This is a genomic window from Acidovorax sp. Leaf73, from assembly GCF_916855635.1.
Taxonomy (GTDB): Bacteria; Pseudomonadota; Gammaproteobacteria; order Burkholderiales; family Burkholderiaceae_C; genus Acidovorax; species Acidovorax facilis.
This window is the reverse complement of record NZ_CAKASI010000003.1, coordinates 397854-410680: the sequence shown is the minus strand read 5'-3', so window position 1 is coordinate 410680 and position 12827 is coordinate 397854. Positions and strand designations below refer to the sequence as shown.

Sequence of the window (12827 nt, the reverse complement as noted above, 5' to 3'; positions counted from 1 at the left end):
TTAGCAGGATTTATAAAGCGCCCGCAAGCTGTGGCAAATCGGCGCGTCTGGCAAATATACCAAAACGGCCGCTGCTGCTCACCCGGCGGGCGTGAAGATCGCCACCAACCCCAGCACCAGAAAAATCACCGCCGAGACCACATGGACGGCGCGAATGGGCACGCGGCGAGTGATGCGCTCGCCCAGCCATACCACCGGCGCGTTGGCGATCATCATCCCGAGCGTGGTGCCCGCCACCACCCACAGGTAGGCGTTGTACTGCGCGGCCAGCATGACGGTGGCGATCTGCGTCTTGTCGCCCATCTCGGCCAGGAAAAACGCCACCACCGTGGTGCCGAACACACCCCAGCGCGGCGAGCCATCGGCCTCACCTTCGTCAAGCTTGTCGGGGATCAGCATCCACACCGCCATGGCGATGAACGATGCACCCAGGATCCAGCGCAGCACCTGGGGGCCGAGGAACGTGGTCACCCAGGCGCCCAAAGCCCCGGCCAAGCCGTGATTCACCAGGGTCGCCACCAGGATGCCAAGCACGATCGGCCAGGGTTTGCGGAAACGTGCGGCCAGCACGAGCGCGAGCAGCTGCGTCTTGTCGCCCATCTCGGCGAGCGCGACGATGGCGGTAGAAATGAAGAAGGCTTCCATGGGGGAGGGGGTCCTATCCGGCCGGATGGGTGGAAAACGCATTGACTGCACCCCGACTCCGGCCATGTGGATCGGTTTGCAGTCAATGGTCTCGCCCAGCTCAAAAGCCGCATACGCCATGGGTTTCGAAGAACCCAAGTGTGTTGACGCATGCCCCCGGCGCATTGCGCTGCCGGGCGGGCTACTCCCCAAAGACTCGCGGATTTTACCCTGCTTCCGACAGGGAAAACAGGCGGGTGGTTGCCGAAAGGTGGCGACGGGCCAGGTTCGGATGGCCGTTCAGACCCTGCGGGTTTCCCCTGAAAACCGCCGTTGCACGCTCCAAAATACCCACAAATTTGTGCAGGATGGATGGCTTGATCCAGAAATAAACCCCACACGCCTCATAAAGTGATTAATAATGGGTTCGCTTTTCTGCTTGCAGGAAAGCAGTTAGCTTAGCGGTGAATGGTCAGTTTCGCGTCTTTGAAGTCGTCACAGGTTTGTTGATTGCGTCGGACTCCATCGCGTTTTTGTGTTTTTTCAGGAGTCCTTCATGGGCAACAAACTTTACGTGGGCAACCTGCCCTACTCTTTCCGCGACGAAGATCTGCAACAGACCTTCAGCCAGTACGGCTCGGTCGGCAGCGCCAAGGTCATGATGGAGCGCGACACCGGCCGCTCCAAGGGTTTCGGCTTTGTCGAAATGGGCAGCGATGCTGAAGCCCAAGCCGCCATCCAAGGCGTGCATGGCACCAATTTCGGCGGCCGTGACCTCGTGGTCAACGAAGCCCGTCCCATGGAGCCCCGCGCTCCCCGTAGCGGCGGCTTCGGCGGCGGCAACGGTGGTGGCGGCGGCTACGGCGGTGGTGGCGGCGGCGGTTACGGCGGTGGCCGTAGCGGTGGCGGCGGTGGTGGTGGTTACGGCGGTGGCCGTAGCAGCTACTAAAAGACCTTGCTGGCAGACCTTTGCGGTCTGCCAAAGGCAAAACAAAGGAGCCCCTGGGCTCCTTTTTTCATGCCTGCGCGGCATCGCCACCACAGTCGGCATTGCCGCTTGCTTTTTCCGCAAAAGTGTGGCGCATAATGAGCCAGCGGGGTTTCCCCCGCTTAAAGTTTGCGGTGATCCGTCAGTTTCGCGCTGAGAGCGTCATTGAGATTAGCTGGCTGCGTTTTCGGGACTCCATCGCTTTTTCCATGTGTTTTTGAGGAGTCCCTCAATGGGCAACAAACTGTACGTCGGCAACCTGCCGTACTCGGTGCGCGACAGCGATCTCGAACAGGCCTTTGGCCAATTCGGCGCAGTGACCAGCGCCAAGGTCATGATGGAGCGCGACACAGGCCGCTCCAAGGGCTTTGGTTTCGTGGAAATGGGCAGTGACGCGGAAGCCCAAGCCGCCATCAATGGCATGAATGGCCAGCCACTGGGTGGCCGCAGCATCGTCGTGAACGAAGCACGCCCCATGGAGCCCCGCCCACCCCGCAGTGGCGGATTTGGCGGCGGTGGCGGCGGTGGTGGCGGTGGTGGCGGTTACGGCGGCGGCGGTGGTCGCAGTGGTGGCGGCGGTTACGGCGGTGGCCGTGAAGGCGGCGGCGGTGGTGGCTATGGCGGCGGCCGCGAGGGCGGCGGCGGTTACGGCGGCGGTGGTGGCGGTGGCCGCAGCGAAGGCGGATTCCGCAGCCCCTACGGCTCTGGCTCCCGCAACGGCGGTGGCGGCGGTGGCGGCGGTGGCCGCAACGGCGGTGGTGGCGGCTATGGTGGCGGTGGTGGCAACGGCTACTGAAGCAGACCTGCGACGTTTCTCTGAAAGCCCCCTCGGGGGCTTTTTTCATGCCCGGCCGCCACGGCTTGCTTCTATCGCAGCCAGGACCGCCCCGAACCGGCGGCCAAAAACCACCTCCGGTGGACCTAAGAGCTACTGCTCGCTCTGCCGCCGCTTGCGCGGGCGCCCGGCCAGCAGCTTGTCGAACAGCACGTTCGGCACCATGCGCAGCAACTTGGCAACCACCCCCATTTGCCAGGGGATGACCCGGTAGCTGACAGCGGCCGTGATGGCCCGGAAGGCACGGTCCGCAAAATCATCGGCCTGCATCAGAAACGGCATGCTGTAGCGGTTCTGACGGGTGAGCGGCGTGTCGATGTAGCCCGGAGAAATGGTGACCACACGCACTCCGTGGGGGCGCATCTCCCCGCGCAGGCTCTCGCAGTAGCTGATGACGGCCGCCTTGCTGGCGCAATACGCACCATGCCCGGGCAGGCCACGGATGCCTGCCACGCTGCCGATGCCCACCAGCGTGCCGCTGCCACGCTGCGCCATCGCGTCGGCAAAGGGGTGGAAGGTGGCCGCCACGCCGATGTTGTTGGTGGCAAAGGTGCGTGCCATCACCTCGATGTCGTCGCGCACTGCCGTGTCCATGCCCACGCTGATGCCCGCATTGGCAATGACCACGTCAGGCACCCCTTGGCGTGCGATGCAATCGCGGCCCGCAGCAACGATGCTGTCGGTCACGGCTACATCTGCACTATAAATTTCGTAGCTGTCAGCGCTTATTCCTTGAGCGCTAGCCCATGTTTTGACCTCAGAAGTGCGGCGCGCCACCAGGGCCAGGCGGTAGCCCGACCGGTGAAAGCGCAGGGCCAGGGCCTGGCCGATGCCGCTGGACGCGCCGGTGATGAAGACAAGGGGAGTGGTCATGCAGGTTCCGGACGTGGGCAACGCGTACTAGGGTTTGGCCGCGCCAGGCTGGAGCACGCCACGCACACGTCCGCGCAGCTGCAGCACCTGGTCGAGGTTGTCGTAGTCCATGCCATCGGCCGTGAAGCGATCATTGCCGCGCGTGAGGGTGACGGGCTTGTCGGAACGCACGCGTTCGGTGTTGGTGTAGGCGTGCAGGAATTCGCTGCGGAACTCCAGCCGAGGCTGGGCGGGTGACCCAGGCTTGGCGGGCAGGGGCTCGCGCGTGACGATGGCATTGCCAAACAGCTGCACCTCCGAACCATCGGCGTTGGTCAGGGCGCGGTCTGCCGTGGCCACGGTGAGGCGGCCCTGCGGCGTCACCGAGCGCATGCGCGCTTTGTCGATCTCCAGCGTGTCGGAGTCGGGGTAGTGCCGCGCTTCTTCGCCCTGCACTTCGCTTTGCAAGCGCCCGCTCGCGTCAAAGCTTTTTACCGAGAACGACTTCATGAAATAGTCGGGCTGGTTGCCTTGTTGGCGCTCGATGGCAGGCAGCAGGGGCATGGGCGCGTTGCGCACCAGCCACCAGGTGCCCAGCGCCAGCAGCCCCATGAGCACGACGGGCAGATAGAGCGAGAACTGTTCCCAGCCCTGGCGGACCCAGTTGCGCATCACGGTGTTGCCTCCGGGCTAGGCACGACAACCTGGCAGGTGGGGAAAGAGCGCAGAAAACCCCGGTTCATGCTGTGTACTCCGCCAGCAGTGCGGCATAGCGGCCCGAGGCCACCAGCAGCAGATCACACAGTTCGCGCGCGGCACCATCGCCGCCCCGGGCCTGCGTCACAAAATGGGCGGCGTGGCGCACTTCGGCCTGGGCGTTGGCCGGGGCGCACGCGAAAGCACTGCGGCGCATCACCGGCAGGTCGGGCCAGTCGTCACCCATCGCAGCAGCCTGGGACCAGTCCAGCCCCAGCGTGGCCAGCATCTGCTCAGCGGCGGGGCGTTTGTCTTCGGTGCCGAACACCGCGTGTTCGACCCCCAGCGCCTTCAGGCGCACGCGCAGCGGTGCGGAGTCGCGGCCCGTGATGACCGCAGGCGTGATGCCTGCCTTTTGCAGCAGCTTGAGCCCATGCCCGTCCAGCGTATTGAAGCGCTTGAGCGTTTCGCCCGATTCGCTGAAATACAGGCCGCCATCGGTCAGCACGCCATCGACATCGAAGAAGGCAATGCGCACGCCTTGGGCGCGCAGCAGCAGCTCGGGGGGAAATTGCAGCACCGGAAAGGTCACGTCAGAAGTCATCACGCAGCGTTTGAACAAGCACGGCCAAAGCCAGTGCACCCGTGGAACCGGCTTCGCCGGGCCAGGGGGTGCGTCTCCCCTTCAAGGGGGGAAGGCGCGAAGCGACTCAGGGGGGGCCTATCCAATGAGGTCATATGACTTTGGCTCGCATCAGGTCGCCGATGTGCACCACCCCCGTGAGCACCCCTCCCGCATCCACCACCAGCACGCTGGTGATGGCATGCGCCTCCATCATTTCGGCGGCGTCCACCGCAAGGGCGTCCGGGGCAATGCGGCGCGGGTGGGGGTGCATGACCTGGCCCGCCGTGGCAGTGCGCAGGTCGGCCCCGGCCTCGATGCGGCGGCGCAGGTCGCCGTCGGTGAAGATGCCCAGCACCTGGCCGGCGGCATCCACGACGGCCGAGGCGCCCAGGCCCTTGGCACTCATTTCGCGCATGAGGTCGCTGAAGGAGGCGTCGGGCGCCACACGCGGCACCTCGCTGCCGGTGCGCATGACATCGCTCACATGGGTGAGCAGCTTGCGCCCCAACGCACCGCCAGGGTGCGAACGGGCAAAGTCTTCAGGGCGGAAGCCCCGGGCGTCGAGCAGGGCCACGGCCAGCGCGTCACCCATGGCCAGCTGGGCTGTGGTGCTGGCGGTGGGGGCCAGGTTCAGGGGGCAGGCCTCACGCTCCACGCTGCAGTCGAGCACCAGGTCGGCATGGCGGGCGAGCGTGGACTGCAGCCCGCCGGTCATCGCGATCAGCGGGGCGCCCAGGCGCTTGAGCACGGGCAGGATGGCCGTCAGTTCACCACTTTCGCCGCTGTTGGAGATCGCCAGGACCAGGTCGTCGCCCGTGACCATGCCCAGATCGCCGTGGCTGGCCTCGGCCGGGTGCACAAAAAACGCTGGCGTGCCCGTAGATGCCAGCGTGGCTGCAATCTTGCGGCCCACGTGGCCGCTTTTGCCCATGCCCATCACCACCACGCGGCCACGGGCCTGCAGCACCATCAACACAGCCTCGGCAAACACGCCATCGACGCGGGCCGCCAGCCCGGTCAGCGCCGCCGCCTCAATGTCAAAGGTCTCGCGGGCCAGGCGCAGGGCCTGTTCGGCGTCAAAAGGGGGCAGCGTGGCGGGCACAGGGGTCATCCGGTGGATTCTATCGACCGGGCATGCCTGCGCGGGTGGCAGATTTTTTGCCCTGGCTCTGGCATGGACCCTGCTTCGGACAGAAAACACCGAGGGCCGCAGGAAGGCTCGGATAGCATCGAACCATGTCCTCACTCGCCCTCACCTTGCTTTACCTGTTGGCCGCAGTGCTGGGTGTTGTGGTCTGCCGCAGCCTCAAGCTGCCACCCATGCTCGGCTACCTGGCTGCGGGGGTGCTCATCGGCCCCCATGCGCTGGCGCTGACGCAGAACTCGGAAGGGGTGCGGCACCTGGGCGAGTTTGGCGTGGTGTTCCTGATGTTCGCCATCGGGCTGGAGTTCAGCCTGCCCAAGCTGCGCGCCATGCGGCGCCAGGTGTTCGGCCTGGGACTGATGCAGGTGGTGCTGACGATGGTGGTGGTCACCGGCGCGGCACTGGTGCTCTCCCGCTGGGTGGGCGGCGTGTGGGATATGGGCTGGCAGACGGCGCTGGCGCTCTCGGGCGTGATGGCGATGAGCAGTACGGCCATTGTGGTCAAGCTCATGGCCGAGCGGGCCGAGCTCGAAAGCGAACATGGCCGCCGCGTGATGGGCATTCTGCTGTTCCAGGATCTGGCCGTGGTGCCGCTGCTGGTGTTGATCCCCGCGCTGAGTTCCTCGTCAGACCAGCTGCTGACCGCGCTGGCGTGGGCGCTGGTCAAGGCCACGGTGCTGGTGGGCATTCTGCTCACGGGCGGGCAGCGGTTCATGCGCTGGTGGCTCACGCTGGTGGCGCGGCGCAAGAGCGAGGAGCTGTTCATGCTCAACCTGCTGCTGATCACGCTGGGCCTGGCCTGGCTGACCGAACTGGCGGGGCTGAGCCTGGCGCTGGGCGCCTTCATCGCGGGCGTGCTAGTGTCCGAGACAGAGTACAAGCACCAGGTGGGCACGGACATCCGCCCGTTTCACGATGTGCTGCTGGGGCTGTTTTTCATCACCATCGGCATGATGCTGGACTGGCACATCCTGGTGGACCGCTGGGCGCTGGTGCTGGCCCTGCTGACGGTGCCGCTGGTGGTCAAGCTGGGGATCATCCTGGTGCTGGCCCGCAGCATGGGGGCCACCACGGGCGTGGCCCTGCGCACCGGGCTCTACCTGGCCCAGGCGGGGGAGTTCGGATTTGTGCTGCTGTCGCTCACGCAGGCCAACGGGCTGGTGCAGCCCGCGCTGATGAACCCCATCCTGGCGGCCATGGTGCTGTCCATGCTGGCGACGCCGTTTCTCATCATGTACAGCAACCGCATCGTGATGAAGCTGGTGGCCAGCGACTGGCTGCAGCAGTCGCTGCAGATGACGTCCATCGCGCGCAAATCCATCAACACCAGCAAACACGTGATCATCTGCGGCTACGGCCGCTGCGGACAAAACCTGGCGCGAATGCTGGAGCATGAAGGCATCCCCTACATGGCGCTGGACCTGGACCCGGACCGTGTGCGCCAGGCCGCCGCTGCGGGCGATTCGGTGGTGTATGGCGACGCCACCCGCCTGCAGGCGCTGATGGCCGCTGGCCTGGTGCGTGCCAGCGCGGTGGCGATCACCTACATCGACGTGCCGGCCGCCCTGAAGGTGCTGGCCAACGCGCGCTCGCACGCACCGCAGGTGCCCGTGGTGGTGCGCACGCAGGACGACCTGCACCTGGACAAGCTGCAAGAGGCGGGCGCCACCGAGGTCGTGCCCGAGGCGATCGAAGGCTCGCTCATGCTCGCCAGCCACGCGCTGGCCCTGGTGGGCGTGCCCATGCGCCGCGTGCTGCGCCTGGTGCAGGACCAGCGCGATGCGCGCTACAACCTGCTGCGCGGCTACTTCCACGGCGCCGACGACGACACGGCCAACGAGCGCGACCAAGAACGCCTGTCCACCATCAACCTGCCGCCCGGCTCCACAGCCCTGGGCCGCAGCCTGGGCCAGCTGGCCCTGCCCGCCATGGGCGTTCGGGTGGTGAACCTGCGGCGTGGCAACGGCCACATCAGCGCAGCGGAGGACGACGCACAGCTGGCCGAAGGCGACACGCTGGTGCTCTCAGGGCACCCGGCGGCGCTGGCACTGGCGGAGGACAAGTTGTTGCGGGGGTAGCAGGGTACATCCCCCTGAGGCACTGCGTGCCTTCCCCCTTCTCTCTAAGCGCTACGCGCTCCGGGAAGGGGGACGATGCCCTCGCTGCGGGGCGGCCCTTGCTTGGCATCTCTCGCCTAGTGCGTGCCAGTGGCTGAGGCTGGCGCCAAAATTTGAACTAAATATGGCCCTAGCGCTTATCTATCAAGCGTCAATAGCTATATATTTAATAGCAAACTACAAAAGCTCGGCGGGCCCTGGCCGCCCGAACAGATAGCCCTGGAACTGCTGGCAACCGTTGCGCAACAGGAACGCGCGCTGCCCTTCGGTTTCCACCCCTTCGGCCACCACGTCCAGGCCCAGGCTGTGGGCCAGGGTGATGATGGTGCAGGCGATGGTGGCGTCGTTGGGGTCGGTGAGCACGTCGCGCACAAAGCTCTGGTCGATTTTGAGCTGGTCCAGTGGCAGGCGCTTGAGGTAGCTCAGGCTCGAATAGCCCGTGCCAAAGTCGTCCAGCGAGAAGCCCACGCCGAGCGTGCGCAGTGCCTGCATCTTGAGGATGCTGTCTTCCACGTCATGCAGCAGCAGGCTTTCGGTCAGTTCGAGCTTGAGGTGGGCCGGGTCCGCCCCGCAATCGCGCAGCACGCTGAGCACTTCGTCGGCAAAGCCGGGTTGGCGAAACTCCTGCGCGCTCACGTTCACGGCCACGGTCCAGTCCGCAGTGTGCGGCGCTGTTGCCCAGAGCGCCAGCTGGCGGCAGGCCATGGTCAGCACCTGGCGCCCTAGCGCCAGGATCAGTCCGGTCTGCTCTGCCAGGGGGATGAAGTCGCCGGGAGGCACCATGCCGCGCTGCGGGTGGTTCCAGCGCACCAGCGCCTCGGCCCCCAGCACCTTGCCGGCCTCGTCCACCACCGGCTGGTAGTGCAGCAGGAACTCGTTGCGCAGAATGCCCTGCCGCATGTCGCCTTCCAGCGCCGACCTCGCAGACGCCGCCGCCTGCATGGCGGGGTCAAAGAAACACAGCGTGTTGCGACCCTGCGCCTTGGCCTGGTACATGGCCAGATCAGCGCGCTGGAGCAGCTCCTGCACGGGCAGCTGCACACCGCGAAAAAGGGCAATGCCAATGCTGGGCGTGCTGTGCACTTCGCTGTTTTGCACCACGTAGGGCTCGTTCAGCGCCGCCAGCACCTTTTGCGCCACGGCCTCGGCTTCGGCGGCCGCCACGTCCACCTCGGCGTGGAGGCCCTGCAGCACCACCACGAACTCGTCGCCACCCAAACGCGCCACCGTGTCGGTGGCGCGGACGCACGCGCCGATGCGCCCGCCCACCTGCACGAGCAGCCGGTCTCCCCACTCGTGGCCCATGGTGTCGTTGATGCCCTTGAAGTTGTCGAGGTCCAGGAACAGCAAAGCCCCGTGGCATCCCTCCCGCGCACACGCGTTGGCCGCGCGGTCCAGCCGGTCCATGAGCAGCCGCCGATTGGGAAGGCCGGTGAGTTCGTCATAGAAGGCCAGGCGCTGGATCTCGGCCTCGGCCAGCTTACGTTCGGTGATGTCGCGCGCCACGCCCCGGTAGCCCGTGAACTGGCCGGCACCATCAAAGATGGGCTCCCCGCTGATGGAGACCCACACGGGCTTTCCGTCTTCGGTCAGACGTTGCATTTCAAAGTCGTGGAACACCTCGTGCGCCTCCAGTTGCCTGCGGTGCTCCCGCCATTGGCCCTCGCTCACAAAGGTATTGGGCAGCTCCCAGCGCGTGCGCCCGTAGTGCATCTCGTCGGGTACACCGGCATCGTTGTAGGGGTTGCCGTCCAGGCGCACAAAGCGGAACTGCGCATCCTGCTCCCAATACCAGTCGGAGGACAGGTGGGTGAGGCTGCGCCAGCGCGATTCGCTCAGGCGCAAGGCCTCCAGGGTGCTCAGGTAGTCGGTCACGTCCGTGAAGGTGCGCACGCGCCCCCCTGGCTCCAGGGCCCGAGTGCGCACTTCGATGTAGCGGCCGTTGTGGGTGCGCCGCACATAGGTGTCCGGCATGGTGAGCTTGCCACCGTGGGCCGCATATTCCGACGCCACATAGTTGCGCGCCGTGGGTTCTATCAGCTCAAATCCGGTGCCGAAATCGCCCCGTTCGGTCTGAAACCGCACCACGTCCTCGACTTTGGGCTGGGCGGCCAGCAGGGATTCGGGCAGGTCGAGCAGCTCCAGATAGCGCCGGTTGTAGACGCGGATACGTCCCTCCGCATCCACGTTGGTAATGCCTTGCGACACGCTGGCCAGCGTGCCTTCGAGGGCGCGCGTCTTCTCCGCCAGCAACGCGCTGGTGCGCGCGAGTTCCACCTCGACCGCGCTGCGCGCCAGCTCGGCTCGGCGGGCCATTTCCAGCTGGCCCACGGTGTTGAGCAGGGGCTGGAGAAACTGCACGTCTGCCGCCGAATACCCCTCGGGCCGATTGGCCAGGCCCACCATGGCCACCAGTTCGCCCGCCGCATGGATGGGCAGCCCCAGGTAGGTGTGCAGCGGGGGATGGCCCGGGGGCGTGCCCGCGCTGCGCGTGTCGTGGCCTGCATCGTTGGTGAGCACCGGCTCGCCCGACACCAGCGCCGCGCCCACCAGGGACTGCAGGTTGTCGAACACCATGCCTTCTTCTGCGTGCTGGGCATAGAGGGCATGGGAGGCCTCGTCCCAACTGATGTCCGTCATCGCATGCACCCGCAGGAAGGGATGCCCATCAGCGGCACGTTGTACCTGGCCCACCAGGCCAAAGGCACTTTGCGTGAGCGACATCAGCTCCTTGAGCAGGGCCTCGAACGCGGCGCGCGGGCCCGAACTGGCGATGAACATGGCCTGCGCGAGCGATATCGCCTGCAGCAACCGGTGCTGGCGCGTCAGCATGGCCTCTGCCACCAGCCGGGCACGGGCGCTGGAACTGCGCTCCAGCACCGCATCGATCTGCGCGGGCAGGGTCAGCAGGTAGTCCAGCGCAGGGTCCTGCACAGCATAGTCATCAAAGCCGTGGCGCAGGGCCTGGGCCGCATGGGTCTCGGCGCCCTTGCGCACGATGATCATGGCCGGGACGCCATCGAGCAGCCGCAGCAGGTCAAAGGCCGAGCCATCGACGCTGCGCTGCGCCGCCAGCACAATGTCCGGCCTGCTGTGCTCCAGGTGGTCCCGGGCCTGCGCCAGCGACTGAGCCACATCCACCCGCCAGCCGGACCAGGGGTCTGCGAGCGCATCCACCACCGCCTGCGCGTGGTGATGATCGCTTTCGATCAGCAGGATGGAGATGGGCATGGCCGATCGGCGTTGTGGAGTGGTCCAACGGGGGACGTTACCAAGGGTGTAACAGCACGGAAACATTATGGGGGCTTGCAGCGCTCCGGGCACACCCCCAGGGCACCCACCCCCGGCTGGATACACTTTGCCCCACAACGGCCTTTGGCCTGCGCACGTTTGCGCGTGCAGCCTTTCTTTACCCCCTCGATCCCATGCAGCCACTCAGCGTCAACGAATACCTCCGCCAGCACATCCGCACCGTACCCGACTGGCCCGCACCCGGTGTGCAGTTCCGGGACATCACCCCGCTGCTGCAGGACCCCAAGGTGTTCCGCGTGCTGATCGACGCCTTTGTGCACCGCTACATGGACAAGGCGCTGCGCCCGGATGTGGTGGCCGGGCTGGATGCACGCGGCTTCATCCTGGGTGCCGTGGTGGCCTATGAACTCAACGTGGGTTTTGTGCCCATCCGCAAGAAGGGCAAGCTACCCTTCACCACGGTAGAGGAAACCTATGAACTTGAATACGGCAGCGCCACGGTGGAACTGCACACCGACGCCGTAAAGGCAGGCGACCGCGTGCTGCTGATCGATGACCTCATTGCCACGGGCGGCACGATGATGGCGGGCCGCAAGCTGCTGGAGAAACTGGGCGCGACGGTGACCGAGGGCGCCGCCATCGTGGACCTGCCCGAGCTGGGAGGCTCCAAACGGCTGCGCGAATCCGGCCTGCCGCTGTACACGCTGGTGGACTTCGAGGGCCACTGATCACGGCCGCCCAGAGTCCGACGAGCTGCGGCCCGCAGGGTCAGTTCAGTTCAGCTCGCCGTACTGGGTGCTGCTCAGGTCCGGCGCGGGGCCATCGGACCCGGGCATTTCGGTGTCTTCAAACCCCGTGGGCTGCGAAGGCGGCAGCAAAGGCCCCGAACGCACAGGCACACCGGGCTTGGCCGCTGCCAGCGGCACTGCGGCGGTGGTGCCTGCCGCCGAGGCCAGGGCGCGCTTGAACGCCGCCACTTCGTCCGCCTCGATGGGTTCGTACCGTGGTGCTGGGCGTGGTGCGGCGGCGGGCGCAGTGGGCGCCGCAGCAGGCGCAACCGCCGGAGCAGCCAGGGGAGGGCGCAGTGGCGCGGGGGCCGTGGCGGCGGCTGTCGGCACGGGCGCCACCGGGCGGGCCGGGGTGGCCACCACCGGAGCGGGTGCCGTAGCCACCGGAACCGGCCGCCGGGCCAGCGGTGGCGCTGCCTGCAGGGAAGCCCCCTGGGGCGCAACCCCCTTCTGGGGGATACCCACTGCCACGTGGTCATTGATGCGCCAGTACACGGCGGTTACCAGGATGTCGTAGCGGGTTTTGGCCGTCTGGGCAATCAGCGCCTCGATTTCGGACAGGCGCACAGTTTCTCCACCGTATTCACGCGCCAGGTCCATCATGACCAGAAACTGGCGCCCCCGCTGGTCCAGCGACAGCACCTTGAACTTGTAGCTGGCCGACAGCACACCGGCCCGCACCATCGCGTCGCGGACCACCGTGTAGAGCAGCTCGCGGCGCTCCATGCGTTCGTTCTTGCGGTTGGCGGCGTGCTCGGGAGGCAGGGGCTCCACCAGCGGTTTGCCCTGGCGGCCTGGCGAGAGCGGTACCGTGGCATCGGCATTCAACAGGCCCGACGGTTCGGCCATGGGCCGGGGCTTGGGGGGAGTAGGTTTGCGGCTAAACCAACTGAACAGAGACATGGC

The 12827-nt window shown here is 66.3% G+C and carries 11 protein-coding genes and 1 riboswitch; of the genes, 4 read left to right on the top strand and 7 right to left on the bottom strand.

Annotated features, from left to right (window positions below; all coding sequences use genetic code 11):
* Window positions 1-78: 78 nt before the first annotated feature.
* Window positions 79-645: a TMEM165/GDT1 family protein gene (locus LPA35_RS11700; RefSeq protein WP_121421696.1), complete on the bottom strand. Its 567-nt coding sequence runs from the start codon at window positions 643-645 to the stop codon at window positions 79-81.
* A gap of 16 nt (window positions 646-661) precedes the next feature.
* A riboswitch (yybP-ykoY riboswitch) is annotated at window positions 662-847 on the bottom strand.
* A gap of 333 nt (window positions 848-1180) precedes the next feature.
* Here LPA35_RS11700 and LPA35_RS11695 point away from each other — a divergent pair.
* On the top strand, window positions 1181-1573 hold the full coding sequence (locus tag LPA35_RS11695) for an RNA-binding protein (protein ID WP_100408622.1): 393 nt from the start codon (window positions 1181-1183) through the stop codon (window positions 1571-1573).
* A gap of 271 nt (window positions 1574-1844) precedes the next feature.
* A complete protein-coding gene (locus tag LPA35_RS11690) occupies window positions 1845-2408 on the top strand; it encodes an RNA-binding protein (protein ID WP_228897097.1) in 564 nt (187 codons plus the stop codon).
* Window positions 2409-2540: 132 nt separating this feature from the next.
* On the opposite strand, the gene LPA35_RS11685 is transcribed toward LPA35_RS11690, so the two are convergent.
* The 4 genes from LPA35_RS11685 to LPA35_RS11670 form a co-directional block, all read right to left on the bottom strand.
* The gene (locus LPA35_RS11685; protein ID WP_228897096.1) at window positions 2541-3320 is read right to left on the bottom strand and encodes an SDR family oxidoreductase; all 780 of its coding nucleotides are present in this window, start codon (window positions 3318-3320) and stop codon (window positions 2541-2543) included.
* 27 nt (window positions 3321-3347) lie between these two features.
* Window positions 3348-3971: an LPS export ABC transporter periplasmic protein LptC gene (gene lptC, locus LPA35_RS11680; RefSeq protein WP_121421699.1), complete on the bottom strand. Its 624-nt coding sequence runs from the start codon at window positions 3969-3971 to the stop codon at window positions 3348-3350.
* Window positions 3972-4038: 67 nt separating this feature from the next.
* Window positions 4039-4599 carry an HAD family hydrolase gene (locus tag LPA35_RS11675; RefSeq protein ID WP_218300753.1) on the bottom strand — a complete coding sequence of 187 codons (561 nt, stop codon included), beginning with the start codon at window positions 4597-4599 and terminating at the stop codon, window positions 4039-4041.
* Window positions 4600-4729: 130 nt separating this feature from the next.
* Window positions 4730-5731, bottom strand: coding sequence for an SIS domain-containing protein (locus tag LPA35_RS11670; protein WP_228897095.1), 1002 nt, complete (start codon window positions 5729-5731; stop codon window positions 4730-4732).
* Window positions 5732-5856: 125 nt separating this feature from the next.
* On the opposite strand from LPA35_RS11670, the gene LPA35_RS11665 reads away from it, so the two are divergent.
* Entirely contained in the window at window positions 5857-7842 is a 1986-nt protein-coding gene (locus LPA35_RS11665) for a monovalent cation:proton antiporter family protein (RefSeq protein WP_055401241.1), read from the top strand.
* Window positions 7843-8058: 216 nt separating this feature from the next.
* Here the strand turns inward: LPA35_RS11665 and LPA35_RS11660 are convergent, their stop codons facing one another.
* Window positions 8059-11112: an EAL domain-containing protein gene (locus LPA35_RS11660; RefSeq protein ID WP_228897094.1), complete on the bottom strand. Its 3054-nt coding sequence runs from the start codon at window positions 11110-11112 to the stop codon at window positions 8059-8061.
* Between the two features lie 194 nt (window positions 11113-11306).
* Between LPA35_RS11660 and LPA35_RS11655 the strand changes: the two genes are divergently transcribed.
* Complete coding sequence (locus LPA35_RS11655; protein ID WP_121421703.1) at window positions 11307-11861, top strand: adenine phosphoribosyltransferase; 555 nt, start codon at window positions 11307-11309, stop codon at window positions 11859-11861.
* A 45-nt stretch (window positions 11862-11906) separates the two neighbouring features.
* Here the strand turns inward: LPA35_RS11655 and LPA35_RS11650 are convergent, their stop codons facing one another.
* The gene (locus tag LPA35_RS11650) at window positions 11907-12824 is read right to left on the bottom strand and encodes a hypothetical protein (protein WP_228897093.1); all 918 of its coding nucleotides are present in this window, start codon (window positions 12822-12824) and stop codon (window positions 11907-11909) included.
* Window positions 12825-12827: the final 3 nt, after the last annotated feature.

Excerpts from the sequence above, each read along its gene's own strand:
- LPA35_RS11700 (WP_121421696.1), bottom strand. The coding sequence starts at position 645 with ATGGAAGCCTTCTTCATTTCTACCGCCATCGTCGCGCTCGCCGAGATG.
- LPA35_RS11695 (WP_100408622.1), top strand. The coding sequence starts at position 1,181 with ATGGGCAACAAACTTTACGTGGGCAACCTGCCCTACTCTTTCCGCGAC.
- LPA35_RS11690 (WP_228897097.1), top strand. The coding sequence starts at position 1,845 with ATGGGCAACAAACTGTACGTCGGCAACCTGCCGTACTCGGTGCGCGAC.
- LPA35_RS11685 (WP_228897096.1), bottom strand. The coding sequence starts at position 3,320 with ATGACCACTCCCCTTGTCTTCATCACCGGCGCGTCCAGCGGCATCGGC.
- lptC (WP_121421699.1), bottom strand. The coding sequence starts at position 3,971 with ATGCGCAACTGGGTCCGCCAGGGCTGGGAACAGTTCTCGCTCTATCTG.
- LPA35_RS11675 (WP_218300753.1), bottom strand. The coding sequence starts at position 4,599 with ATGACTTCTGACGTGACCTTTCCGGTGCTGCAATTTCCCCCCGAGCTG.
- LPA35_RS11670 (WP_228897095.1), bottom strand. The coding sequence starts at position 5,731 with ATGACCCCTGTGCCCGCCACGCTGCCCCCTTTTGACGCCGAACAGGCC.
- LPA35_RS11665 (WP_055401241.1), top strand. The coding sequence starts at position 5,857 with ATGTCCTCACTCGCCCTCACCTTGCTTTACCTGTTGGCCGCAGTGCTG.
- LPA35_RS11660 (WP_228897094.1), bottom strand. The coding sequence starts at position 11,112 with ATGCCCATCTCCATCCTGCTGATCGAAAGCGATCATCACCACGCGCAG.
- LPA35_RS11655 (WP_121421703.1), top strand. The coding sequence starts at position 11,307 with ATGCAGCCACTCAGCGTCAACGAATACCTCCGCCAGCACATCCGCACC.
- LPA35_RS11650 (WP_228897093.1), bottom strand. The coding sequence starts at position 12,824 with ATGTCTCTGTTCAGTTGGTTTAGCCGCAAACCTACTCCCCCCAAGCCC.